Origin of the sequence: Methylobacterium sp. EM32, from assembly GCF_040593685.1 — a bacterium.
GTDB lineage: Bacteria > Pseudomonadota > Alphaproteobacteria > Rhizobiales > Beijerinckiaceae > Methylobacterium.
Map to the genome: position 1 here is coordinate 1 of NZ_JBEXZS010000017.1, position 22920 is coordinate 22920.

23 protein-coding genes and 1 tRNA gene are annotated in these 22920 nt (G+C 71.7%); 7 read left to right on the forward strand and 17 right to left on the reverse strand.

Annotated elements, in window-relative coordinates; translation table 11 throughout:
* From ABZT49_RS02965 to ABZT49_RS02975, 3 genes are all read right to left on the reverse strand, one after another.
* Positions 1-687, reverse strand: a 687-nt coding sequence (locus ABZT49_RS02965) for a hypothetical protein (protein WP_355282818.1), incomplete at its 3' end; no start/stop codon positions are given.
* 100 nt (positions 688-787) lie between these two features.
* Positions 788-2215, reverse strand: a complete 1428-nt coding sequence (locus ABZT49_RS02970; RefSeq protein WP_355282820.1) for a sigma-54 dependent transcriptional regulator — start codon at positions 2213-2215, stop codon at positions 788-790.
* Entirely contained in the window at positions 2179-3705 is a 1527-nt protein-coding gene (locus ABZT49_RS02975) for a HAMP domain-containing sensor histidine kinase (RefSeq protein WP_355282823.1), read from the reverse strand. Before ABZT49_RS02975 ends, ABZT49_RS02970 begins: the two co-directional genes overlap by 37 nt.
* 411 nt (positions 3706-4116) lie before the next feature.
* On the opposite strand from ABZT49_RS02975, the gene ABZT49_RS02980 reads away from it, so the two are divergent.
* From ABZT49_RS02980 to ABZT49_RS02990, 3 genes are all read left to right on the forward strand, one after another.
* On the forward strand, positions 4117-5787 hold the full coding sequence (locus tag ABZT49_RS02980; RefSeq protein ID WP_355282826.1) for a PAS domain-containing protein: 1671 nt from the start codon (positions 4117-4119) through the stop codon (positions 5785-5787).
* A 2-nt stretch (positions 5788-5789) separates the two neighbouring features.
* Entirely contained in the window at positions 5790-6158 is a 369-nt protein-coding gene (locus tag ABZT49_RS02985) for a response regulator (RefSeq protein WP_355282829.1), read from the forward strand.
* A 75-nt stretch (positions 6159-6233) separates the two neighbouring features.
* Complete coding sequence (locus tag ABZT49_RS02990; RefSeq protein WP_355282832.1) at positions 6234-6644, forward strand: response regulator; 411 nt, start codon at positions 6234-6236, stop codon at positions 6642-6644.
* 518 nt (positions 6645-7162) lie between these two features.
* Here the strand turns inward: ABZT49_RS02990 and wrbA are convergent.
* Both wrbA and ABZT49_RS03000 read right to left on the reverse strand, forming a co-directional pair.
* The gene (gene wrbA, locus ABZT49_RS02995; protein ID WP_355282835.1) at positions 7163-7801 is read right to left on the reverse strand and encodes an NAD(P)H:quinone oxidoreductase; all 639 of its coding nucleotides are present in this window, start codon (positions 7799-7801) and stop codon (positions 7163-7165) included.
* A 397-nt stretch (positions 7802-8198) separates the two neighbouring features.
* A tRNA-Glu gene (locus tag ABZT49_RS03000) sits at positions 8199-8274 on the reverse strand.
* A 128-nt stretch (positions 8275-8402) separates the two neighbouring features.
* Between ABZT49_RS03000 and rlmB the strand changes: the two genes are divergently transcribed.
* Complete coding sequence (rlmB, locus tag ABZT49_RS03005; RefSeq protein WP_355282838.1) at positions 8403-9236, forward strand: 23S rRNA (guanosine(2251)-2'-O)-methyltransferase RlmB; 834 nt, start codon at positions 8403-8405, stop codon at positions 9234-9236.
* Between the two features lie 30 nt (positions 9237-9266).
* On the opposite strand, the gene ABZT49_RS03010 is transcribed toward rlmB, so the two are convergent.
* The 10 genes from ABZT49_RS03010 to phnG form a co-directional block, all read right to left on the reverse strand.
* Positions 9267-10805: a CHAD domain-containing protein gene (locus ABZT49_RS03010; RefSeq protein ID WP_355282840.1), complete on the reverse strand. Its 1539-nt coding sequence runs from the start codon at positions 10803-10805 to the stop codon at positions 9267-9269.
* A 145-nt stretch (positions 10806-10950) separates the two neighbouring features.
* Complete coding sequence (gene phnN / locus ABZT49_RS03015; protein ID WP_355282890.1) at positions 10951-11484, reverse strand: phosphonate metabolism protein/1,5-bisphosphokinase (PRPP-forming) PhnN; 534 nt, start codon at positions 11482-11484, stop codon at positions 10951-10953.
* A complete protein-coding gene (locus tag ABZT49_RS03020; RefSeq protein WP_355282843.1) occupies positions 11484-12620 on the reverse strand; it encodes an alpha-D-ribose 1-methylphosphonate 5-triphosphate diphosphatase in 1137 nt (378 codons plus the stop codon). The genes phnN and ABZT49_RS03020 overlap by 1 nt, the downstream gene beginning before the upstream one ends.
* Before the next feature lie 18 nt (positions 12621-12638).
* Complete coding sequence (phnL, locus tag ABZT49_RS03025) at positions 12639-13355, reverse strand: phosphonate C-P lyase system protein PhnL (protein WP_355282893.1); 717 nt, start codon at positions 13353-13355, stop codon at positions 12639-12641.
* Positions 13355-14128, reverse strand: coding sequence for a phosphonate C-P lyase system protein PhnK (gene phnK / locus ABZT49_RS03030; protein WP_355282846.1), 774 nt, complete (start codon positions 14126-14128; stop codon positions 13355-13357). Before phnK ends, phnL begins: the two co-directional genes overlap by 1 nt.
* Positions 14125-14595 (reverse strand): GNAT family N-acetyltransferase, encoded by a 471-nt coding sequence (locus ABZT49_RS03035; RefSeq protein ID WP_355282848.1) that lies wholly within the window; start codon positions 14593-14595, stop codon positions 14125-14127. The genes phnK and ABZT49_RS03035 overlap by 4 nt, the downstream gene beginning before the upstream one ends.
* The gene (locus ABZT49_RS03040; protein ID WP_355282851.1) at positions 14588-15475 is read right to left on the reverse strand and encodes an alpha-D-ribose 1-methylphosphonate 5-phosphate C-P-lyase PhnJ; all 888 of its coding nucleotides are present in this window, start codon (positions 15473-15475) and stop codon (positions 14588-14590) included. Before ABZT49_RS03040 ends, ABZT49_RS03035 begins: the two co-directional genes overlap by 8 nt.
* The gene (locus tag ABZT49_RS03045) at positions 15472-16590 is read right to left on the reverse strand and encodes a carbon-phosphorus lyase complex subunit PhnI (protein WP_355282853.1); all 1119 of its coding nucleotides are present in this window, start codon (positions 16588-16590) and stop codon (positions 15472-15474) included. The genes ABZT49_RS03040 and ABZT49_RS03045 overlap by 4 nt, the downstream gene beginning before the upstream one ends.
* 5 nt (positions 16591-16595) lie before the next feature.
* A complete protein-coding gene (phnH, locus tag ABZT49_RS03050) occupies positions 16596-17183 on the reverse strand; it encodes a phosphonate C-P lyase system protein PhnH (RefSeq protein ID WP_355282856.1) in 588 nt (195 codons plus the stop codon).
* Complete coding sequence (gene phnG, locus ABZT49_RS03055; protein WP_355282859.1) at positions 17183-17656, reverse strand: phosphonate C-P lyase system protein PhnG; 474 nt, start codon at positions 17654-17656, stop codon at positions 17183-17185. Before phnG ends, phnH begins: the two co-directional genes overlap by 1 nt.
* Positions 17657-17756: 100 nt before the next feature.
* Here phnG and phnF point away from each other — a divergent pair, with 100 nt between their 5' ends.
* On the forward strand, positions 17757-18521 hold the full coding sequence (phnF, locus tag ABZT49_RS03060; RefSeq protein WP_355282862.1) for a phosphonate metabolism transcriptional regulator PhnF: 765 nt from the start codon (positions 17757-17759) through the stop codon (positions 18519-18521).
* A 218-nt stretch (positions 18522-18739) separates the two neighbouring features.
* Positions 18740-18979, forward strand: coding sequence for a hypothetical protein (locus tag ABZT49_RS03065; RefSeq protein ID WP_355282865.1), 240 nt, complete (start codon positions 18740-18742; stop codon positions 18977-18979).
* Positions 18980-18991: 12 nt separating this feature from the next.
* Here ABZT49_RS03065 and ABZT49_RS03070 read toward each other — a convergent pair whose 3' ends face one another.
* A complete protein-coding gene (locus tag ABZT49_RS03070; RefSeq protein ID WP_355282867.1) occupies positions 18992-20224 on the reverse strand; it encodes an ABC transporter substrate-binding protein in 1233 nt (410 codons plus the stop codon).
* Between the two features lie 118 nt (positions 20225-20342).
* Positions 20343-20744, reverse strand: coding sequence for an STAS/SEC14 domain-containing protein (locus tag ABZT49_RS03075; RefSeq protein WP_355282870.1), 402 nt, complete (start codon positions 20742-20744; stop codon positions 20343-20345).
* Positions 20745-21220: 476 nt separating this feature from the next.
* Here ABZT49_RS03075 and ccoN point away from each other — a divergent pair, with 476 nt between their 5' ends.
* The gene (ccoN, locus tag ABZT49_RS03080) at positions 21221-22879 is read left to right on the forward strand and encodes a cytochrome-c oxidase, cbb3-type subunit I (protein ID WP_355282872.1); all 1659 of its coding nucleotides are present in this window, start codon (positions 21221-21223) and stop codon (positions 22877-22879) included.
* The last annotated feature ends 41 nt before the right edge of the window (positions 22880-22920 follow it).

Genomic DNA, 22920 nt, shown 5'->3' on the forward strand with positions numbered 1-22920 from the left:
TCCGCCGGGACCGCCGGGCGGGCCGGCCTCGCCGCGGGGTCCCGGCGGACGCGGCGGGCGCCCGCCGACCTCGACCAGGCTGTCCGGGCCCGTCCCGAGGGCGCGCACCTCCACCACCGTGCCGAGCGGGCTCCTCGCCACCGCCCCCCGGAGGCTGACGCTCTGCCCGGCCCGCAGGGTCGCGCTCAGGCGCGCCGCCTCGTGCGGCGGCATCCGCAGGATGGTGCCGTCGTCGAGGAGCGCACCGTTCACCTCGCCCCGGCGCCCGTGCAGCAGGGCCGCGATGCGGCCGCTCATCACCGTCTCGTCAGCGGCGGGCTCCGGCGGTCCGAGGGTGGTGAGGGTGGCCCCCGTCGCCTCGTTGCGGATCGAGGCGCCGTCGACGAGGGGCAGCGCCCGGGCGCGCATGCCGCGCACCGACACTTGATCACCCGGCCGGACCGTGAACACCACTGCCCCCGACATCCGCGGCGGCAGCTTCACCTCGGTGCCGTCGGTGAGGATCAGGCCGTCGACGTCGCCCCTCGGGGTGAGGGTGTACTGCTTCACGATCCCCTTCGTTTCCGGCAGGGTTCCGGGATCCCAGACCGAGTTCTCCTGCGCCACGGCCGGCAGGCTCGAGAGGATCGCGGCCGCGAGGCCCGCCGCCAGATCGCGGTGCAGGCGGCGGTGCTTAGCCATCGTCATGGATGTCGCTTCGTCTGCGCCGGCGACCGGCCGGCTCAGCAGCTCCCTGACAACTCCCGTGCCAAGTGCCAAACCCTTGCCGAATCTCAGGAACCTTGCGTCAGAGGAAGGATCGACCGTCGGGATTCGCGACATCCTCCGTCGGGTTTTCCGACACCTCCCCGTCGCGCAGGCCGTAGCGCTCGATCTTGGCGTAGAGGAGCTGGCGCTGGATGCCGAGGCTCTTGGCGGCGCGCGCCCGGTTGCCGCCGCTCTCGCGCAGGGCCCGGCGGATCATCGCCGCCTCGAGCCGCGCCACCGCGCCCGGCAGGTCGCCGTCGAGCCAGGCCGGCAGGACCGTGTCAGAACCCGGCACCTCCCCCGGGAGAGCCAGGCCCGAGAGGCCTAGATCGCTCGCCCCGATCACCGCGCCTCGGGCCAGCACCGCCGCCCGCTCGATCACGTTGCGCAACTCGCGCACGTTGCCGGGCCAGGGGTGGCGCATCAGCGCGGCGGCGGCCTCCGCCCCAAGGCGTTTCGGCCCGGCGCCGCTCGCGCACAGGAAGTGTTCGGCGAGCGCCAGGATGTCGGCGAGGCGCTCGCGCAGGGGCGGCAGGGTGATCGGCACGACGTTGAGGCGGTAGAACAGATCCTGGCGGAAGCCCCCCTCCGCCACGAGGCGCGGCAGGTCGCGGTGGGTCGCCGCCACCACCCGGACGTTCACCGGCGCGGGCCGGCCGCCGACCGGCGTCACCACCCGCTCCTGGAGCGCCCGCAGGATCTTGGCCTGCATCGACGGGGGCATGTCGCCGATCTCGTCGAGGAAGAGCGTGCCGCCATCAGCCTCCCGGAAGGCCCCGGGCCGGTCCTGGATCGCCCCCGTGAAGGCGCCGCGCAGGTGGCCGAACAGCTCGCTCTCGAGGAGGTCGGCGGGAATCGCCGCGCAGTTCACCGGCACGAAAGGGCGGTTGCGCCGCCGGCCATGGGCGTGGAGGGTGCGGGCCGCCACCTCCTTGCCGGTGCCGGTCTCACCCTGGAGCAGCACCGTCGCGTCGCTGTCGGCGGCGAGTCCCACGGCCTTCTGGACCCGCCGCATCGCCTCGCTGGAGCCGATCAGGGAGGAGGGCGCCGCCGGGACCGCGGCGTCCGCCACCCCGGAGGCCGAGAGGGCCAGCATGCCGCCGATGAGCCCGGCGAGCTCGGCCCGGCCGACCGGCTTCGTCAGGTGGTCGTAGGCGCCGAGCCGCATCGCCTCGATGGTGTTCTCGGCGCTGGCATAGGCCGTCAGCACGGCGACCGGCGGCGGAAGCGGCCCGGCGCGCAGGCGCTGGAGCACCGCCATCCCGTCGAGGTCGCCGGGCATGCGCAGGTCGAGGAGCACCGCGGCGATCCCCGGATCGGCCGCAACCCGCGCCAACGCCTCGGCGCCCGACGCGGCGAGGACCGGAGTGTGGCCGAGGTCGCCCACCGTCTCGGCCAGCCCCTCGCGCAAGGCCGGGTCGTCGTCGACGATCAGGATGCGGGCGGGGTCGGCGGGGAGGCGGTCCATGGCAGATCGAGCTCGAAGGTCGCGCCGGGACCCGGTGCGTCAGGAGGTGGGGCGGCGAGCCGCGCCTGTCCACCATGGGCGCGGGCGATCTCGCGCACGATCGCGAGGCCGAGCCCGGTCCCGTCCTGGCGGCCGGTGACGAAGGGATCGAACAGGCGGGCCTTGAGGGCGTCGGGGACGCCCGGTCCCTGGTCCGTCACGCGGATCCGCAGACGGTCGCCCTCCCGTCCGCCCGAGAGCCGCACCACGCTCCCCGCCGGGCTGTGCTGGACCGCGTTGAGCACGAGGTTGTCGAGGGCGCGGCGGATCTGGCCGGCATCGAGGAGCGGGCGCTCGGGGTTCACCTCTGCCACCGTGATCGCCGTTCCTCGCGCCCGGGCCAGATCCTCGTGGAGATGGGCGCAGTCGCGAAAGATGAGGCCGAGATCGGTGGGGGCGAGCACCGGGCGCCGCGGCTGGGTCAGGCTCAGGAGGTCGCGCAGCAGCCGGTCCAGGCGGGCGACCTGGTCGAGCACGAGGTCGAGGGCCGCGCGGCCCCGGGCCGGATCGGCGCTCGCCAGCGCGTTCTCAGCCTTGAGCCGGATCGCCGCCAGGGGGTTGCGGATCTCGTGGGCGATGCCGGCCGTGAGCTGGCCGAGCGCGGCGAGCCGCTCGGCCTCCGCGGCGCGGTGGCGAGCGGCGGCGAGGCGGGTGCCGGCGGCGTTCAGCGCCTCGACCAGCCGGTCGAGCTCACGCAGGCCGGTCGGGGCGAGGTGGGGCAGGTCGCCGTGGGAAAGGTCGTCCCCTTGCGGGACATCGGCTGCGTCGCGCCCGAGCTGGCTCTCCAGCCGGGCGATGCGCCGGCCGAGCAGCAGCAGGAGCCGCCCGAGGAGCAAGGCCGAGCCGAGAACGGTGGCGGCGAGGAAGCCGAAACCGGCGACGAGCTGGCCGTAGGCCCGGCCCTGGTCGGTGTAGACCCGCGCCATGGTCCAGGCCGTCGCTCCCTGGATCGGGCCGCGCAGGGGGCAGCCCTGCACCACCAGGGTCTGGGTGCGGGAGGCGCGCCGCGTCGCCACCGGCCGGTCGATGCTCAAGGATTCGGCATTGACGCGGCGGATCGTGTCGATCTCGGCCGCGGGCAGGTCGGTCTTCGGCCCGGTGCCCTCGTAGGTCGGGAACGCGTAGGCCGCCGAGCCGGCCGACGCGGTCCAGATCCCGCCTTCGACCCCCGGATGGCTGGCGAGCGCCGTCACCACCACGTCGGTCAGCTGGCCCTTCAGGGCGTCGTCGATCTCCGTGACGCTGCCGGTCCAGCCGGCGCCGAAGAACGCGAACCGGTCGCCGATCTCGCGGCAGGCGCGGGCGACCTGGAGCTCGGCCTGGGCGACCTGGACGGCGGCGGACTGGGTGTAGAACTCGACGAGCAGGTAGGCGGTGGCCGCCGCCGAGGCGAGGAGCAGGATCCAGAGCGCGAGGAGATGGGCGCGAAGGGAGCGGAGGCGGGGAGGCATGGGAGGACGGGGGCGGGCGGCTCTCGCGGAGACGACGGGAGTGGAGAAGACTTGGTGTGGAGGAGGATCTCTTGGAGAAGGATCTCTTGGAGGAGGACCTCTTGGGCGCGGCACGCTCTTCTCCCATACGCTCCCGTCCGCGCAAGCTGCCGGGCGTGCCGCAGGTCCCCGATGGATCGTCCGGAGGGCGACGCAGCGTCAGGCGCGTCGGCGCGCCCAGCGACCGGGATGGCCCGTCCCGGCCTTGGCCCGGACATAATCGTCGCCCCAACCGGACGGACCCGACGACGTCCGTCCTGCGCCCGCGAGAACACGATCATTTCGGCCCTCGTCCTCTCCCGTCTTCGCGCCGGCGTCGTCGCAAGCCCGCTCCCGTTCCTCGCGAGATACGGCATCGCATCGCTGGCGGTCGTGGCCGTCGCCTTGCTGCGCTTCGCGCTGTTCGCCGAGTTCGCCCCGTGGTTCCTGTTCACGCCCGCCGTCGTCGTGGTCACCCTGACGCTGGGGGGCGGGGCCGGGATGTGGGCCACGCTGCTGTCGACCCTGTGCGCCGGCTCCGTGCTCCTCGACGTTCCGCCGAGGGGCGTCCTCTCGCCGACGCAATGGGCCGCCTCCGCATTCTACGCCGTGACCACGTCCGGCCTCGTCGGGCTCGTGGTCGCCCTGAGGCGGGCGCTCCTCGACTCGGACGCGGCGCGGCGGGATCTGGTGCGTGCCGCGACGACCGCGGCGGAACGCGAGGCCTTCCTGGAGAGCGTGCTGTCCAGCTCGACCGATTGCATCAAGGTTCTCGACCTGGACGGCAAGCTCGCCTTCATGAGCGAGGGCGGCCAGAACGTGATGGAGGTCAGCGACTTCAACGCCATCGCCGGATGCCCGTGGCCCGACTTCTGGACCGGCAGCGGACATGCCGAGGCGGTGGCGGCGGTGCAAGGCGCGCGCGAGGGGCACTCGGCCAGCTTCGTAGGACGGGCCGGCACCCTGCGGGGCACGCTCAAATGGTGGCACGTCGCGGTCAGCCCGATCCTCGGCCCGGACGGCGCGCCGCACAGCATCCTGTCGGTGTCGCGGGACATCACGGCCCTGCGCGAGAGCGAGGAGGAGCGGGACCGATTCGTCCGGCTGGCCGAGAACAGCACGGACTTTATCGGCATGGCGCATGTCGACGGTCGGATGTTCTACATGAACGACGCCGCGCGGCGACTGGTCGGGCTGGACGGGGCGGAGATCCCCACGCTCCGCATCACGGACTTCTTCCCGCCCGAGGATGCCTCCACGGTCGCGGGCGAGGTGCTGCCGGCGGTGGTGAGGGACGGCCACTGGGTTGGCGAGCTGCGCTTCCGCCATTTCGTCACGGGCGAGCTGATCCCCGTCCTCCACTCGGTTTTCCCGGTGACCGACCCGGACGGCAGGACGCTCGGCTACGGCACCGTGACCCGCGACTTCCGCGCCCGCAAGCGGGCCGAGGAAGACCTGCACTTCATGAACGGCGAGCTGGCGCACCGCCTCAAGAACGTCCTGGCGGTGGTCCAATCGGTCGCCTTGCAGACCCTGCGCAACGCCTCCGACCTGAGGTCAGCGAGCCAGGACCTGTCCGCCCGGCTCGTCGCGCTGGGGGCGGCCACCGACGTGCTGACGGGGGCCTCCTGGCGATCGGCCGACCTGCACGCCCTCGCCGAGCGCGCCCTCGCGCCGCACGGCGCGCTCGGGACGCGCATCCTCCTCGACGGTCCCCGGGTCGCCCTGCAGCCGCAGGTCGCGGTCGCCCTGGCCCTGGCCCTGCACGAACTCGCGACCAATGCGGCGAAGTACGGCGCGCTCTCGACCGATGCCGGACATGTCGGCCTGTCCTGGCAGGTCGACGGAGCGGGACCCGAGGCCCGGTTCCGTCTCGCGTGGCGGGAGCGGGATGGCCCGCCGGTCGCGGCGCCCACGCGGCGCGGGTTCGGCTCGACCCTGATCGAGCGCTCCCTGCGCGCGTATTTCGGGGGAACGGCCGCGACCGCGTTCCTGCCCGGGGGCCTGGAATTCACGCTGGACGCTCGCCTGGGCGACGCGGCACTCGTGGGCGGGGATCCATAGCGTTGGGCCAGAGCACGCCTGTCGGCACGAAGACCGTCCCCGTGGTCGAGGACGAGGCGCTCCTGCGCTTCGACATCGTCGCCTTCTTCGAGGAGAGGGACTGGCGGGTGTTCGAGGCCGGGAACGCCGAGGAGGCCATCGCGCTGCTGGACCGGTACGGCGAGATCCGCGTCGTCCTGACCGACGTCTGGATGCCGGGGGACATGGACGGGCTGAAGCTGCGCGGGCGGTTCCCGCCGACGCTCCTGTCCGTGGTCTCGGGGCACGCGCCGGTCGCCCGCCAGGCCCTTCCCGCCCGCGCGACCTTCCTGCCGAAGCCCTTCGACCTGCACCAGGTGCTGCGCCAGATCGACCGCAGCGGGGCGGCCTGAGCGCCTGCCTCCGCGCGGGTCCTGCGCCGTCGTCGGCCGGGACCTTTTCGGGGCGGTCCAACTTGTACCACGGCCATGACCGCCCTTGCCCCGCCGACCTCCTCCTTCGCCCTCGTCGTCGACGACGATGCCCTGATCCGCATGGACGCCCTGACCATCCTGGAGGAGGCAGGATTCGAGACCCTGGAGGCGGCCCATGCCGACGCGGCCGTCGACCTGCTGCACGAGCGCCACCCGCATCTGTGCCTGCTGTTCACGGACGTCCACATGCCCGGACGACTGGATGGCTTCGCCCTGGCCCGCTACGCCGCCGAACGCTGGCCGCACATCTCCATCGTCGTCGCCTCCGGCCAGGCCAGGCCGGGGCCTGGTGACCTGCCGGAGGGCGCGCGCTTCCTCGCCAAGCCGTTCAGCGCGGAAATCGTGCGCGACCACCTGAAGACCATGCTGCCCGACGACCGCAAGCCGATCCCCCTTCGCGGCTGATCCGTCGGGCCCCGCCCAAACCCGGAACCATAGAGGCCCCTCGACCCTGGCGGTCGTCCGCACCGCGGTCGATGAGAAGCTGTCCGATGCGGTCGCCGCACCAGGCATGCCCGTTTGCGCACCGCATCGCGTCGGTCCCGGCATCCGCACCGGGTCGAGCGGCACACGCGCGACGCGCGCAAGGCCCAGCGCGTCGATGCCATTGCCGGCGCGATCGACCGCGCGGCCGGTCACTTCTGCGTTCGTGATCGTTGAGAATATAAGGACAGGCGCGTAGGAGAGCCTGTTTGACTGACCGACAACGTATATCCTACCACGATCTGATCCTGAGGTATCAGACGATTGCCGACCGCTCGATCATTTCCCGACCAAATGATTGCTGGTTTCGCAAATAGAATGCGACGCAATCAAAGATTTCGAACAACGCCCGATCACGGTGCGATCGGGCGTTGCTCCACCACCTCAAGATGAGATCGTGAGCAGAAGCAAAAGATGCCCTGTAGGCCGGCCCTTGGAAATCAAGCAGACCCTGACGCGTCGGCCTTTGCGCGGCTCGGCATCTCATCGGCGATGACGAGGGCCCGGGTGATCGCGACGGTGTGTCGCCCCTGGTGGCGCGCCGCATCGAGATCTTCCTGCCGCGGCTTCCCCTTCCTGGCGCCGACGATCGTCGAGGCTCCATAGGGTGAACCGGCCTCCAGCATGGCCTCGTCGGTGTAACCCGTCGGCAGGATCACCATGCCGAGATGCGCCATGGGCGCGTAGAGGGCCAGTGTCACCACCTCCGAGCCGCCATGCGGCCAGGATGCCGCTGCGAACGCGCCCCCGACTTTGCCCGACAGGGCTCCGCGCTTCCACTGCGGGCCGAGGCGGTCGAGGACGTTCTTCAGTTCGGTCGCCGGAGCCCCGAAGTAACAGGGGGTCCCGAACAGGATCGCATCAGCCCATTCCGCATCCTCGTGCGTCGGCTCCGGGTAGAGGGCGTTCTGGCGCCGAGCCTCCTCACGCCACCCCTCGACCTTGGCCATGTCTTCGTCCGAGGCGACCTCCCGCGCGCGCCGCAGGCGCACCTCGGCCCCCGCCGCACGCGCGGCCTCCGCAGCGGCCACCGCCAGCGCCTCGACGGAGCCGGTGCGCGAGTAGAAGACGACCAGCATGCGAACCTGCGGCTCGACCATTGTCCTGCCTGTCCATGTCACGATGAGAGAATTGCGTCGGACAACAGGATCGAGCCCATGCGGCTCCTGCGCTCTTTGCGCGCACTGACGGCAGCCTCAAGGGCGAGCCGTGCCGGCCGGCATCAGGCCACGGGGTGCCTGACCTTCCGCCTTTCCCGCGGAGCGAGGACTTGTGTCCAGGCCGCATCGACCGTCCACCGAGCCGGGGTGACGGGCCGCCGCGCTTCGGGACGACGCGCTGGAAGCAGCCGGTGCCGTGGCAGTCCTGAATGCGGCAAGTCACCCGTGCCATGGGTTCGTAGCGCCGGTTTGCAGAACCGGCGGCAAGGCATGGATATCAGCAGAGAATTCGCCCAATCAACGGCTTACGCCCGCATGGCGCGCCCTACGGGACTCGAACCCGTGTTTTCGCCGTGAAAGGGCGACGTCCTAGACCGCTAGACGAAGGGCGCCGGTGCGGGGCGAGGGGAGCTATAGTGGGGTTCCGTCGGCAGGGCAACCGGATTGATGGGCTTGACGGGGGGCGAGGGCTCGGTCTTGTCGGCGCTGGGTTGGGCCTTGAACGCGGGCGGGACGAGGGATGACGACGAGGCAGACGCCGCGCGGGGGCGGTTGGAAGGGCAGCCAGGGCAAGGGCGGGTTCGGCAGGAACGGTCCTGGCAAGGGTGGGCCCGGTCGCCGGTTCGGGGACGAGGCGCGGGACGAGCGCGAGGATCTGACGGTGCTGTACGGCTGGCACCCGGTCTCCGAGGCGCTCCGTAACCCGAAGCGGGAGTTCCGCCGGCTGCTCGCCACCGAGAACGGGGCGTTGCGCCTCGCGGAGGAGGTGGGTGAGCTGCGCATCACCCCCGAGATCGTCAAGCCCGGCGCCATCACGGGGCTGCTCGGGCCGGACGCGGTGCATCAGGGCCTCTATCTCGAGGCCGAGCCCCTGGCCGGCCCAGCCTTCGACGCGCTGCCCGACGACGCGGTGCTGCTCGCCCTCGACCAGATCACCGATCCGCACAATGTCGGCGCCATCGTGCGCACGGCGGCGGCCTTCGGAGTCACCGCCATCGTCACCACCGCCCGGCACTCGCCGACGGTCACCGGCGTGCTCGCCAAATCCGCCTCGGGCGGGCTCGAACACGTGCCGTTCGTGGTGGTGCGCAACCTCGCCGAGGCCCTGATCGAGCTCGGCGAGCGCGGCTTCACCCGGGTCGGGCTCGATTCCGAGGCGCCCGAGACCCTCGACGCGGTGGGCCCGAAGACGCCGCTGGTGGTGGTGCTCGGGGCCGAGGGCAAGGGTCTGCGCCAGCGCACCCGCGAGTGCTGCGACGTGATGGCCCGGATCCCGTTCCGCGGCGCGATCCAGAGCCTCAACGTCTCGAACGCCGCCGCGATCACCCTCTATGCCCTGATGCCCCGCGCCTGAGAATCCAGAGGCGCGGGACGCTTCCGGGCGTCAGCGCCAGAACGGGCGCACGTCGATCAGCGCCTCGTGCGCCGTCGCGGCCTCGGCGAGCAGGTGCTGGGTGCGCGCCTCGGTGTCGGCGGTGGCGAGGCCTGCGGCGAAGACCGCCCCCTCCGGCGCGCCACGGGCGAACTCGGCCGCCAGGGTGTGGGCGGTGGCGATGTCGTTGAGGTCGCCGAGATGGTCCTGCAGGTCGGCCAGGGCCTCGACGAAGGCGGCGTGGCGCTTGCCCGCCTTCTTACCCTCGTACAGGGCCGCGAAGAACTCCGCGCCGTAGCGCAGCTTCTTGGCGGCGATCCGCACCCGGTGGCGCGCCTCCGGGTCGAGCGCGGCGAGGTGGCGGCCGCGTTTCTTCACCTGGCGACGGCGCCGCTCCAGCTCCTCGGTGGCGAAGACCTTGGCCGGGCCGTCGCGGCGGGCCGCGTGCGGGTTGTCGGGACCGAGCCAGGGGCCGGCCTCGATCCAGGCGACGAGGTCGAGGAGGAAATCGCGCCACTCGCGGCTCTCGAGCACCGCCCGCACCGCGTCGTGGGCGGACGCGCGCTCGGTCTCGAGGTGGCGCTCCAGTATCAGGAGCCCGTTCTCGTCCGGGCGCCGCTCGCGCTCCCGCGGCAGGGTCTTGCCGAGATAGACGTCGAGGTTGCGGGCATGCCCGAAGGGCTCGCTCAGGCGCTTCAGCTCCGCCTTGATCGCCAGCACCCGGCGGTCCTCGATCACGCCGCCGAACAGCGAGAAGGCCGAGCGCAGGCGGCGCAGGGACACCCGCAGCTGGTGCAGGGCCTCGACGTCGCGGCGGGTGAGCAGCACGGTCTCGTTGAGGCGGGTCTGGCGCAGGCAGGCGAGCGCCACGGCCTGGAACGCCTGGGCGGCATTCATGTCGGGATCGAGCGGCACCGGCTCGGCCTTCACGGCGCGGCCGAGGCGGCCCCCGATCAGGAAGTCGCCGCGCTCGAACTTGCTCAGCACGCCGAGGCGCAGGGGCACGTCGGCGCCGAGCGTGCGGGCGAGGTCGAACAGGGCCGCGGGTGCGCCGCCGGTCAGCTCGAACTCGATCTCGCTCACCGGGGAGACGCGGTCGTCCGGCCCCCAGACCCGGCCGCGGTCGAGGGCGACCTCGATGCGGCTGCCGGCCGGCCCGGTCTCGGCCAGGCAGCGCACGCTGCGGGTCACCGTGGAGGTGTAGAGGGGGGTCAGCTCCGTCGCGCCGTCGAGGATCTTGGCGACCGGGGTGCCGGCGAAGGACATGGGTTCGGGGTTCGGCCCGGCGACGGCGCTCTCCCATTCCGGCCGGTCGAACAGGCCGACCGCGCCGTTGCCCCGGGCCTTCACGGTCTGGATGTGGCGGTCGCCGTCCTGGCGCACCCGCAGGGTATAGCCGGCCTCGCGCAGGCGGCCGTCCGGGGTGTCGAAGTAGGTCGAGGTCAGCTCGGTCTCGGTCCAGTCTCCGGCGAGCAGCGGATGCTCCCGCAGGCGCGCGATGTCGGAGGCCTCGACATCCAGCTTCAGCTCGGTCTCGCGCGGTTCGCTCATCACGGCGGTCCTGATCTCCCGTTCGGACTCCCACCCGGTGGGAGTGCAGCGGAAATCATGGACGAGGCCGAAAAGTTTCGCAAAGGCCGCGGCAAACCGCCCGTTATCCGTGGGTCAGGTCCGGAAAGAGCGCGCGCGGGGGGCATCAGCGCGCCCGCAGGTGGGCGAGGAGCTTTGTCGCCCCAGCCTCCGGCGATCCGTTGTTCATCACCACGAGGTCGGCGGTGACCGGGGCCGAGCGCGAGAGCCGCGCCCCGAGGTCGCCGTCCTCCGGCCTGCCGCGGGCGGCGAGGCGGGCGGCCAGCACCTCCGGCGGCGCCGTGACCTCGACCACGGTGACGCTGGGCAGGCGCCGGCGCGCCTCGGCCACCACCCGGCGCGAGACGTTGCAGACCACCACGTGCCCGTCGCGGGCGAGCGCCACGGTCGAATCCGGCAGCGCGTAGCCGAGGCCGTGGGCGCGCCAGGACAGGGCGAAGCGGCCCGCCGCCTCACCCTCGGAAAAATCCTCCTCGCCGATCGGCTCGTTGTCCTCGTGCTCCGAGGGCGGGCGGGTCACGAGGCGGCGCGGGAAGACGTAGCGGGGCTCGCCCGCCAGGGCCTCGCAGGCGAGGCGCAGGAGGGTGTCCTTGCCGGCCCCGCTCGGGCCGACGACGAGGACGAAGCCGCCGGCGCCCATCATGCCACCCGCCGTCCCTGGCGCCAGACCTGGCGCACCACCGGCACGCCCTCGGCGAGGCGCACCCGCACGAGGTCGGCCCGCAGGGTCGTGGCGATGCGGCCGCGGTCGTCGAGGCCGGTGGCCCGGGCCGGGTTGGCGGTCACCGTGGCGACCGCCTCCGGCAGGGTGATCGACGCGACGCGCTCGGGCAGGCTGAGCGCCGCCATCATCAGGCTCGCCGGGACGTAGTCGGAGGAGAGCACGTCGAGCAGGCCCTCCCGGGCGAGGTCCTCCGCCGCGACATTGCCGGAATGCGAGCCGCCGCGGATCAGGTTCGGCGCGCCCATCATCACGGTGATGCCGGCCTCAGCAGCCGCTCGCGCCGCCTCCATCGTCGTCGGGAACTCGGCGAGCCGCACGCCCTCTGCCTTCGCCATGCCTACATCGGCGAGCGTGGTGTCGTCGTGGCTGGCGAGCGCGATGCCCTGCTGGCGGGCGAGCGCGACGAGGGCCGGGCGGTTGATCGCGTTGAAGGCCTCGCCGTCGCGGATCTTCATCGCGGTATTGGCCTGGATCTCGACGATCGAGCGGCCGCCGCGGGTGGCGTAGGTGTAGTATTTCTCGATGTCGCGGAACTGGCGCTGGCCCGGCGTGTGATCCATCAGCGAGATCAGCCCGACGGGGTAGCGGGCGGTGAAGTCCCGCACGGTGTCCATCAGGTCGGCGGAGGGGATCTCGCAGCGCAGATGCGTCAGGTGCTCGGCGCGAAACAGGTCGGCCCCCTTGGCGGTCGCGATCGCGCCGGCGAGCTGCATCAGCTCGGGGCCGAGGCCGCTGCCGTCCGGGTCGCTGCCGGCGCGCAGCGAATCGAACACCGTGGTGATGCCCGAGGCCGCGATCTGCGCGTCGTAGGCGAGCACGGCGCCGAGCGGATGCCAGCGCACCTTCGGGCGGGGGGCGTAGTGGCTCTCGAGATGGTCGGTGTGCAGCTCGACGAGGCCCGGGATCAGGTGGTCGCCGTCGAGGTCGAGGCCGCGCTCGGGCGCGCGGCCCTCGCCGATCTCGGCGATGCGGCCATCCACGATGGCGAGCCAGCCGCGCTGGACCCGGTCGGGCAGCACCAGGGTGGCGTTCTCGAGGATCCGGTCGTGCATGGAGGTCCCCTTATTTTATTAGGCCGCGTGCTTCTGCGCGAAGGCGGTGACGTCGACCACCCGGGTCGCCACCGCCTCGCGCACGTCGGTGTCGTGGAAGATGCCGAGCAAAGCCGCGCCGGCGGCCTGGCGGGCGCGGATCAGCTCCACCACCACGGCGCGGTTCCGCGCGTCGAGGGAGGCGGTGGGCTCGTCGAGGAGCAGGACCGGCTGCTCGGCGATCAGCCCGCGGGCGATGTTGACCCGCTGCTGCTCGCCGCCCGAGAAGGTCGCGGGCGGCAGGTCCCACAGGCGCTCCGGCAGGTTGAGGCGGGACAAGAGCTCCTCGGCGCGGGCCAGCGCGAGATCGGCGGAGAAGCCGCCCTCGCGGCCGGCGGAGGCCACCACCTCGCGGGCGCCGACCCGCGGGATCACCCGCAGGAATTGCGACACGTAGGAGATCGTGCGGCGGCGCAAGCTCAGAACCTCGCGGGGCGAGGCGGAGGCGACGTCGATGCGGTCCTCGCCGTCGCGCACCAGGATCTCGCCCCGGTCGCAGCGATAGTTGCCGTAGGCCATCTTGAGGAGCGAGGACTTGCCCGCGCCCGAGGGCCCGCCGAGCACCACGCACTCGCCCGGATACACGGCGAGATCGGCGCCCGCCATCACCGGCAGCTGCACGCCGCCGCGCAGGTGCAGGGTGAATGTCTTGGCCACGTCGCGGAACTGGAGGGCGGGGAGGTTTCGATCGGGCATCATGCGGCGAGCACCGAGGAGACGAGGAGCTGGGTGTAGGGCTCGCGGGGATCGTCGAGCACCTGGTCGGTGAGGCCGGTCTCGATCACCCGGCCGGCGCGCATCACCATCACCCGGTGCGACAGGAGGCGGGCCACCGCGAGGTCGTGGGTGACGATGATGACGGCGAGGCCGAGCTCGGAAACGAGGCCGCGGATCAGGTCGAGGAGGCGGGCCTGGACCGAGACGTCGAGCCCCGAGGTCGGCTCGTCCATCAGCACCAGGCGCGGGCCGGTGACGAGGTTGCGGGCGATCTGGAGCCGCTGGCGCATGCCGCCGGAGAACCGCGTCGGCGGGTCGTCGACCCGGTCGGCGGCGATCTCGACCTTGGCGAGCCAGTCGAGCGCCGTGCCGCGGATGTTGCCGTAGTGGCGCGCACCCGCGCCCATCAGCCGTTCGCCGACATTGCCGCCGGCCGAGACCGCCATGCGCAGGCCCTTCGCCGCGTCCTGGCGCACGAAGCCCCAGTCGGTCCGCATCAGGGCCCGGCGCTCGGCCTCGCTCAACGCGGCGAGGTCGCGCATGCCCCCGTCGCGCATCCGGTAGGCGACGCTGCCAGAATCGGGGCTAAGTTCGGTGGCGATGAGCGAGAGCAGCGTCGACTTGCCGGAGCCCGACTCGCCGACGATCGCCAGCACCTCGCCGGGATCGAGGTCGAACGAGACGTCAGCGCAGGCCGTGCGGGCACCGTAATGCTTGGTCAGGCCGCGGGCCTGGAGCAGGGCGTCGCTCATGCGGTCTCCTCCGCGTCGCGGGTGAAGGGGGGATCGAGGCGGAAGCTGTAGCCGTAGCGCTCGAAGCCGAGGCTCTCGTAGAAGCGATGGGCGGGCTTGGCGTCGACGTTCGAGGACAGGGCGAGCTTGTAGCAGCCCTTCTCGGCGGCGAGCCGGCCAGCCTCCCGCATCATCCGCCGGCCAAGGCCGGTGCCGCGCTCAGCCTCCGCCACCACCACGCTCTCGACGAGGGCGGAGGGCATGCCCCAATGGGCAATGTTGTCGAGGATCACGAGGCAGAAGGTGCCGACGATCCGGCCGCCGGTTTCCGCGACGTAGAGCCCGTAATCGGGATAGGCGTCGAGGCGGGCGAGCAGGGCCTCGGCCTGGGGCAGGGTGGCGACCCGGCCGCCATTCAACTCGCCGTAGAGGCCGAGTACGGCCGGCAGGTCGGGCTTCTTCGCCCGGCGGACGACGACGTCAGACACGCGCCACCTCCTCGACGCCGCCGGTCCCGACATGGCCGTCGGCGCGCCGCTCCTCGCAATGGTCGGTGTCCGAGCAGACGAACATCCGCCCGCCGGCATCGTCGAGCAGCACCTCGTCGAGATAGACGCCCTCGGCGCCGCAGAGCGCGCAAGGCTTGTCGAAACGCTGGACCCGGAACGGATGGTCCTCGAAGTCGAGGCTGCGCACCGTCGTGTAGGGCGGCACGGCGTAGATCCGCTTCTCGCGCCCCGCGCCGAACAACTGGAGGGCCGGACTGTCGTCCATCTTCGGGTTGTCGAATTTCGGGGTCGGCGAGGGGTCCATGACGTAGCGGCCCGCGACCTCGACCGGATAGGCGTAGGTGGTGGCGATGTGGCCGTGGCGGGCGATGTCCTCGTAGAGCTTGACATGCATCAGCCCGTACTCCGACAGGGCATGGAGCTGGCGCGTCTCGGTCTCCCGCGGCTCGAGGTAGCGCAGGGGCTCGGGGATCGGCACCTGGTAGACGAGGACCTGGCCCTCGGCGAGCGGCGCCTCCGGGATGCGGTGGCGGGTCTGGATCACCGTGGCCTCCCGGGTGCGGGTGGTGACGGCGACGCCGGCCGTGCGGGCGAAGAAGGCGCGGATCGAGACCGCGTTGGTGGTGTCGTCCGAGCCCTGGTCGATGACCTTGAGCACGTCGGCGCGCCCCAGGATCGCGGCCGTCACCTGCACGCCGCCGGTGCCCCAGCCGTAGGGCATCGGCATCTCGCGCGAGGCGAAGGGCACCTGGTAGCCGGGGATCGCGATCGCCTTGAGGATCGCCCGGCGGATCATCCGCTTGGTGCCCTCGTCGAGATAGGCGAAGTTGTAGCCGGTCTCAGGGCTGGCGGTCGTCATTCCGCGGCCTCCTTCATCTCGGTCTCGGAATCGGGCGCCGCGCGTTTCGCGGCGTGCTCGGCGCGCAGGCGCCGCACCAGTTCCAGCTCGGCCTGGAAGTCGACGTAGTGCGGCAGCTTCAGGTGCTCGACGAAGCCGGTCGCCTGGAGCGCGTCGCAATGCGCCAGCACGAATTCCTGGTCCTGGGCCGGGGCGCCGACCGGCTCGCCGAGTTCTTCCGCCCGGAGCGCCCGGTCGACGAGGGCCATCGCCATCGCCTTGCGCTCGCTCTGGCCGAAGGCGAGGCCGTAGCCGCGGGTGAACTGGGGCGGCACCTCGGCGCTGCCGTGGAACTGGTTGACCATCTGGCACTCGGTGAGGGCAATCTCGCCGAGGGGCACGGCGAAGCCCAGCTCCTCCGGCACGAACTCGACCGCCACCGTCCCGACCCGGATCTCGCCGACGAAGGGGTGGGTGCGGCCGTAGCCTCGCTGCGTCGAGTAGCCGAGCGCCAGGACGAAGCCCTCGTCGCCCCGCGCCAGCGCCTGGAGGCGGAGCGCCCGGTCGGCCGGGAAGTCGAGCGGCTCGCGGGTGAGGTCGCCGGGCGGGGTGCCGTCGTCGGGGGTGGAGGGCTCGATCAGGCCGTCCTGGCCCAGCAGGTCGGTGACCCGCGGGGCGTGGGCGGCATCCGCCAGCGGCTCGGCCTCCTCGGCCAAAGGCGCCTCGCCCTCGGCGGCGAGCGAAAAATCGATCAGCCGGTGGGTGTAGTCAAAGGTCGGGCCGAGCACCTGGCCACCGGGCAGGTCCTTGTAGGTGGCGGAGATGCGCCGGCGCAAAGCCATCGCGCCGGTCTCGACCGGCTCGGAGGCGCCGAAGCGGGGCAGGGTGGTGCGGTAGGCCCGCACCAGGAACACCGCCTCGATCAGGTCGCCGCGCGCCTGCTTGAGGGCGAGCGCGGCGAGGTCGGGATCGTGCAGCGAGCCCTCGGTCATCACCCGGTCGACGAGGAGCGCCATCTGCTCGCGGATCTGCGCCACCGACAATTCGGGGACGCGCGTGTCGCCCCGGCGGGTCTCGGCCAGCAGCCGGTGCGCGTTGGCGATGGCGGCCTCGCCGCCCTTCACGGCCACGTACATGGCGATCAGCCTCCGGTGACGCGGGTGGAGCGCGGCAGGGCCGCGAGGCGGCCGGGCGCGGCGAGGATCAGGTCGACCCCTTGCGGGAAGCCGGCGTGGTTGCGGGCGAGCCGGTCGTGCATGTCCGCCGGCAGCGGCGCGGCGGAGAGGAGTGCGCTCCCCCGGATGCCCGGCCCGTCGAGGCGCCAGCCCGCGCGATCCGAGAGGTCGGAGACCGCCAGCACCAGGGTCGCGGAGCGGTCCGGATAGGCCGGCGTGCCTTGCGCGAAGGCGTTGAAATCGGGGCAGGCGGCGGGCTCGGAGACCAGCGCGAAGGCGGCGTCGAGCGGATCCGCGGTGATGCGCGCGCCGGTGTGGAAGCGAAGAAAACCCGCCACGGCCGGGTTTTTCGCGAGCGCCGGGTCGAGCCAGAGCGGCGCATCGGCATCGGCCAGCGCCAGGGCGATGGCGGCGAGTTCGGGAGTGAGCGGCGCTGGAGGCTCCAGGCCTGTGGCGAGCGGCTGGATCGTGCCAGGGCGCGCGAGCGCGTCCATCACGGCGCGGAAGATGCCCTGGGCATCGTGGACGGGATCGGCAAAGCCGCGGGCGAGCATCAATCCTCTCCTCTCGCCATGGTGAAGAAGTTCACCCGCGTCGCCGCGCTCCGGCGCGCTTCCGCCGAGCGCTCCTCGGTCCGGCGGGTCGCGACGGGGCCGAGCGCCGCCTCGACCGCCGCGCGCCGCTCCCGGACCTGCCACAGCGCGTCGAGGGTCGCGGCGAGCCGCGCCTTCGTCCGGTCGCGGCCGAGATGGTAGGCGAAGCCGGTCTCGCCGGTCCCCAGGCGCACCGCCGCCCGGGTCACCGTCGCCTCGCCGAGGTTGAACGGCTGCCCGTCGCCGCCGATGCGGCCGCGGGTCATCACCAGCCCGGTCTCCGGCGGGCGCAGGTCTTCGGGCGCCTCCACGGCGCCAAGTGCGAAGAGCGCGTCGCGCAATTCCTCGGTCCGGGCCTCGCCGCAAAGCGCCATGACGGCGCGGCGGGCGGCGAGATCGGGCGTTTCATCGGGGGATGGGGTATGGTCGGGCATCGGGTCTGCCTGCTGGCTTCCGTGCTGTCGTGCGGCCTCGCTGTTGTCTAATGGTATAGACAACCGACAAAGGCGGAGCAAATGAAACTTGGATGACGGTATGAGCGCGGGCGGCGACGGTCCGGTGACGGACGGGACGGTGACGATCCTGGCGCGGGGCGAGGGCTTGGCGGCGTGGCGCCAGATCGCGGACGGGCTGACCGCCGACATCGAGGCCGGTCGCCTCGTCCCCGGCAGCCAGTTGCCGACGGAGGCGGCCCTGGCGGCGCGGTTCGGCGTCAACCGCCACACCGTGCGCCGGGCGCTGGCGGCGCTCGCCGAGCGCGGGCTGGTGCGGGCGACGCAGGGGCGCGGCACCTTCGTGGAGACGCCCCGCCTCGCCTATCCGATTGGCCGGCGCACCCGCTTCTCGGAGATCGTCAGCAAGGCCGGCCGCGAGGCCTGGGGCGACCTGATCACGGCGGAGAGCGTGCCGGCCGATCCCGGCACCGCGGAGGCCTTGGGGATCGCCCCCGGTGCGCCGATACTCGCATTGCTGACCATCCACCGCGCCGACGGCACGCCGCTCTCGACCGCCCGCACCTGCCTGCCTTTGCCGCGCTTCGATGGCTTCGCGGCCGCCTATGCGGCGCTCGGCTCGCTCACCCGCGCCTACGCGGAATTCGGCATCGCCGACTACACCCGCTTGTCCACCCGCATCACCGCCCGCCCGGCCGCCGCCGACGAGGCCGCCCGCCTCGACCTCGCGCCCGGCCGGGTCCTGATCGTGCTCTCGAGCGTCAATGTCGATGCGGCGGGCATGCCGATCCAGGCGACGCAGAGCCTGTTCGCGGCGGACCGGGTGGAACTGGTGGTGGAGGGGTAGGAGCTCACCTGGTCACAGAGAGCCCCACCGCCTCGCTCGACAATACTGACACCCTCCGTGTCATCCCGGGGCTCGCCGAAGGCGAGAACCCGGGATGACACGGAGGGTGTGAAACCCGGGGGAACCCATCGAACAGGCTCAGAGAGAGAGAGAGAGAGACTTCCTCGAACTTCCTGCCCCTGAGGCAGTTACCTCCGCGCCTCTCGCCGGAGCCCCCGATGCCCACCCGTCCGACCTTCGCTGCCCTGCTCCTCCTCGCCGCCGCGGTGCCGCTCGGCTGGCCCGCGCCCGCGCAGGCCGGGCCGGCGCAGGATTACCAGTACCAGCGCCGGCAGCTCGGCCGGGGCCAGGTTTGCCGGCCGCCGCTGAAATTCGCGGCCGGCGCTTGCGTGCGGCGCTGCCCGGCGGGCTACCAGGACAACGGCGGGTACTGCCGCCTGCGCAACATGGTGCGCTGACGGGCGCGGCCTCTACTTCGCCGCCGTCACCAGCGGGCAGCCGCCCTCGGTGAGCGGGCGGAACGCCTCGTCGCCCGGCACGGTGGCGACGAGCTTGTAGAGGTCCCACTCGCCGGTCGATTCCTTCGGCGTCTTCACCTGCATCAAGTACATGTCGTGGACCATGCGGCCGTCCTCGCGGATCCGGCCGTTCGTCGCGAACATGTCGTTGACCGGCATCTCGCGCATCTTGGCGATGACCGTCTTGGCATCGTCGGTGCCGACCGCCTGCACGGCCTTGAGGTAGTGCAGCACCGAGGAATAGACGCCGGCCTGGTGCATCGTCGGCATCAGCCCGGCCTTCTCCTTGAAGCGGGTGCCGAAGGCGCGGGTCTCGGGCGTGCGGTCCCAATAGAAGGCGGTGGTCAGGAGCAGGCCCTGCGCCACCTCGATGCCGAGGCTGTGGACGTCGTCGATGTTGATGAGGAGCGCCAGCAGGGTCTGGCCGCCCTGGACGATGCCGAATTCGTGCGCCTGCTTGATCGCGTTGACGGTGTCGCCACCGGCATTGGCGAAGGCGACGAGCTTGGCGCCCGATCCTTGCGCCTGGAGCAGGAACGACGAGAAGTCGGCGGTGGCGAAGGGCGCGCGGACGGTGGAGACCACCTTGCCGCCGGAGCGCTTCACCTCCGCGATGGCGTCGCGCTCGAGGGCGTGGCCGAAGGCGTAGTCGGCGGTGACGAAGGCCCAGGTGTCGAGCCCCTTCTTCACCGCGGCGTTGCCGGAGACGTGCGACAGCGCGTAGGTGTCGTAGGTCCACTGGATGCCGGTGGGCGAGCATTGCGGCCCGGTGAGGTCCGAGGTGCCGCCGCCCGAGACGATCAGCAGCCGGCCCTTCTCCTTGGCGACCTGCTGCACCGCGAGCGCCACCGAGGAGGTCGGCACGTCGAGGATCACGTCGACGCCCTCGCGGTCGTACCATTGCCGGGCGATGTTGGAGCCGACATCGGGCTTGTTCTGGTGGTCGGCGAACACGACCTCGATCGGCTTGCCGTCGAGGGTGCCCCCGAAATCCTTCACCGCCATCTCGGCGGCGATCACCGAGCCGCGGCCGGTGGAATCGGCGTAGACGCTCGACATGTCGTTGAGCACGGCGAGCTTGACCTTGCCGTCGCTGAGCCGGGGCTCGGCGGCGCGGGCGGGGCCGGCGAGCGCCGCCAGGGACGCGGCGGCGAGGAGCAGGGTGCGGAGGGGCGTGACGGGCATCGCAGGCGTTCTCCCGGGCGCGCGTGCCGCTTCTCGGCGAGCGGATCGTGGCGCCCGGGGGCCATCAGAGGGTGCTGGGCGGCGCCGCGCAAGCCCCGCGAGAACGCCCCCGGCTTCTTCAGGCCTTGGCCGGCCCCGCCTCGGCGAGAGTGGCCCAGGCCGCCGCCTCGTCCTCGAGGTCGAAGGTCTTGGTGTCGACCGGCAGCACCGTCCCGGACAGGTTGATCATCGCGCGAGCGAAGGCCGGCGCGCCGACCACGACGTATTTGCGGATATGCGCCACCGAGCGGGCCATCACCGAGGTGGCGTAGCCGTCGAACCGCGCGCCGAGATCCGAGCCCTCGTAGTTCGACATGATGAGCAGCATGTCGATTGTGCCGTGCGCCGTCATGGCGGCGTCGGTGATCGCGGACATCCACTCGATGTCCGGCTTGGTGATCCGGTCCTTGACCTCGAAGGCGATGAGGTCGGGCCGCGGGGATTCGCGCCGGACGACCGACCCGTCGGGGCTTGCATTCATGACGACCTCGCGACGCCGCGCAAAGGACGATCGGGACGAGTGCGGCGCGTGGCGGGAGAACGGCGTTCGGGCCGTTTCGATCCCGCGACCTGCGGTCCCGCTCCTCGCGGGAGCGACCGCTCAGAGACTCGGCGCATGGCGGCCGGTCCGCCGACCTCCCCCGGGCCGACCGCCGCGGTGAAGTGCGGGGCGGTGGGATAGCTGGTGTAGCGCGGCACGCGCTCGCCGCCGAGGCGGTCGATCAGGTCGGGCGAGATCATGAGAAGGGGTGTCTCGAGGAGGAATGTCCGAGGCTCTCGGCGGGGAGCCTCGCCGGCCCGACCCGGCACCGCCTTGCGGTGGATCAATTCGCCCCCCGCCTCACCGTCATCCCGGCGCGCGCCCGGGGGCGATTGAGCCAGATCAAGGCCCCGCATCCCGGCGCAGGGGCAAAGGGAGGCGTCCCGCATCAGCGCGTGGAGCGAACCGATCCAGCCATGCCCGCCAGACCCGCACCCAAATACATGACCGAGGGAGAGGCGGGCCTGTGCGCCGCCTTCGGCCTCGGCGCCCTCCTGTGCCTGATCGCCTCGGCCAAGGCGGTCGATCCCGCCTTCGGGATGCATGCCGGCCTCTTCTCGCTCGCGGCACTCGCCGGGATCGTGGCGATCCTGCGCCGCTACGCCGCCCGCGACCCCGAGCCGGTCCCGCAGGAGATCGGCGGCAAGCCGAACTACCATCTCGGCCCCGTCAAGTTCGCGGCGATTGCCGCGATGGGCTGGGGCATCGCCGGGTTCCTGGTCGGCTGCATCATCGCCTTCCAGCTCTGGGCGCCGTCGCTCAATCTCGGGCTCGAATACACCACCTTCGGGCGGCTGCGGCCGCTGCACACCTCGGCGGTGATCTTCGCCTTCGGCGGCAACGTGCTGATCGCGACCTCGCTCTACGTGGTGCAGCGGACCTGCCGGGCGCGGCTGGCCGGCGATCTGGCGCCGTGGTTCGTGGTGCTCGGCTACAACCTGTTCATTGTGATCGCCGGCACCGGCTACCTGATGGGCGTCACCCAGTCGAAGGAATACGCCGAGCCCGAATGGTACGCCGACCTCTGGCTCACGCTCGTCTGGGTCGTCTACCTCGTCGTCTTCCTGGCGACGATCGCGAAGCGGCGCGAGCCGCACATCTTCGTGGCGAACTGGTTCTATCTCGCCTTCATCGTCACCATCGCGATGCTGCACATCGTGAACAACCTCAGCATCCCGGTGACGGTATTCGGCTCGAAGTCCTACCCGGTCTTCTCCGGCGTGCAGGATGCGCTGGTGCAGTGGTGGTACGGCCACAACGCCGTCGGCTTCTTCCTCACCGCCGGCTTCCTCGCCATCATGTACTACTTCATCCCGAAGCGGGCCGAGCGGCCGATCTACTCATATCGGCTGTCGATCATCCACTTCTGGGCTTTGATCTTCATGTATATCTGGGCGGGTCCGCATCACCTGCACTACACGGCACTGCCGGACTGGGCCCAGACCCTCGGCATGACCTTCTCGATCATGCTGTGGATGCCGTCCTGGGGCGGGATGATCAACGGCCTGATGACGCTCTCGGGCGCCTGGGACCGCTTACGCACCGATCCGATCCTGCGCCTGATGGTCGTCTCGCTCGCCTTCTACGGCATGGCGACCTTCGAGGGGCCGATGATGTCGATCAAGGCGGTCAACGCACTCAGCCACTACACCGACTGGACCATCGGCCACGTCCATTCCGGCGCGCTCGGCTGGGTCGCCTACGTGTCGTTCGGCGCGCTGTACTGCCTGGTGCCGTGGCTGTGGAACCGCCGCGAGGTCTATTCCCTACGCCTCGTCGAGTGGCACTTCTGGATCTCGACCCTCGGCATCGTCCTCTACATCACGTCGATGTGGGTCGCCGGGATCATGCAGGGCCTGATGTGGCGGGCCTATAACGACTTCGGCTTCCTCGAATATTCCTTCGTCGAGACCGTCGAGGCGATGCAGCCCTATTACCTGGTGCGGGCGCTCGGCGGCGTGCTGTTCCTGATCGGCGCGCTGATCATGGCCTGGAACCTCGCCATGACGATCCTCGGCCGCGAGGCGGGCGAGCGGAATCCTGCCGCTGGCGGCGCCCTGGTCCCCGCCGAGTGATCGTCCGGCCCGCCCGCCGGCGGGCCAGCCCCGACAAAATC

Coding starts and splice junctions, on each gene's coding strand:
- phnL (WP_355282893.1), bottom strand. CDS start 13,355: ATGCCCGATCGAAACCTCCCCGCCCTCCAGTTCCGCGACGTGGCCAAG.
- ABZT49_RS03010 (WP_355282840.1), bottom strand. CDS start 10,805: ATGAGCGAACCGCGCGAGACCGAGCTGAAGCTGGATGTCGAGGCCTCC.
- phnN (WP_355282890.1), bottom strand. CDS start 11,484: ATGGGCGCCGGCGGCTTCGTCCTCGTCGTCGGCCCGAGCGGGGCCGGC.
- phnH (WP_355282856.1), bottom strand. CDS start 17,183: ATGCTCGCCCGCGGCTTTGCCGATCCCGTCCACGATGCCCAGGGCATC.
- ABZT49_RS02990 (WP_355282832.1), top strand. CDS start 6,234: ATGACCGCCCTTGCCCCGCCGACCTCCTCCTTCGCCCTCGTCGTCGAC.
- wrbA (WP_355282835.1), bottom strand. CDS start 7,801: ATGCTGGTCGTCTTCTACTCGCGCACCGGCTCCGTCGAGGCGCTGGCG.
- phnK (WP_355282846.1), bottom strand. CDS start 14,128: ATGAGCGACGCCCTGCTCCAGGCCCGCGGCCTGACCAAGCATTACGGT.
- ABZT49_RS03065 (WP_355282865.1), top strand. CDS start 18,740: ATGCCCACCCGTCCGACCTTCGCTGCCCTGCTCCTCCTCGCCGCCGCG.
- ABZT49_RS03020 (WP_355282843.1), bottom strand. CDS start 12,620: ATGCACGACCGGATCCTCGAGAACGCCACCCTGGTGCTGCCCGACCGG.
- ABZT49_RS02975 (WP_355282823.1), bottom strand. CDS start 3,705: ATGCCTCCCCGCCTCCGCTCCCTTCGCGCCCATCTCCTCGCGCTCTGG.
- ABZT49_RS02970 (WP_355282820.1), bottom strand. CDS start 2,215: ATGGACCGCCTCCCCGCCGACCCCGCCCGCATCCTGATCGTCGACGAC.
- rlmB (WP_355282838.1), top strand. CDS start 8,403: ATGACGACGAGGCAGACGCCGCGCGGGGGCGGTTGGAAGGGCAGCCAG.
- phnG (WP_355282859.1), bottom strand. CDS start 17,656: ATGCCCGACCATACCCCATCCCCCGATGAAACGCCCGATCTCGCCGCC.
- ABZT49_RS03070 (WP_355282867.1), bottom strand. CDS start 20,224: ATGCCCGTCACGCCCCTCCGCACCCTGCTCCTCGCCGCCGCGTCCCTG.
- ABZT49_RS03075 (WP_355282870.1), bottom strand. CDS start 20,744: ATGAATGCAAGCCCCGACGGGTCGGTCGTCCGGCGCGAATCCCCGCGG.
- ccoN (WP_355282872.1), top strand. CDS start 21,221: ATGCCCGCCAGACCCGCACCCAAATACATGACCGAGGGAGAGGCGGGC.
- ABZT49_RS03045 (WP_355282853.1), bottom strand. CDS start 16,590: ATGTACGTGGCCGTGAAGGGCGGCGAGGCCGCCATCGCCAACGCGCAC.
- ABZT49_RS03040 (WP_355282851.1), bottom strand. CDS start 15,475: ATGACGACCGCCAGCCCTGAGACCGGCTACAACTTCGCCTATCTCGAC.
- phnF (WP_355282862.1), top strand. CDS start 17,757: ATGAGCGCGGGCGGCGACGGTCCGGTGACGGACGGGACGGTGACGATC.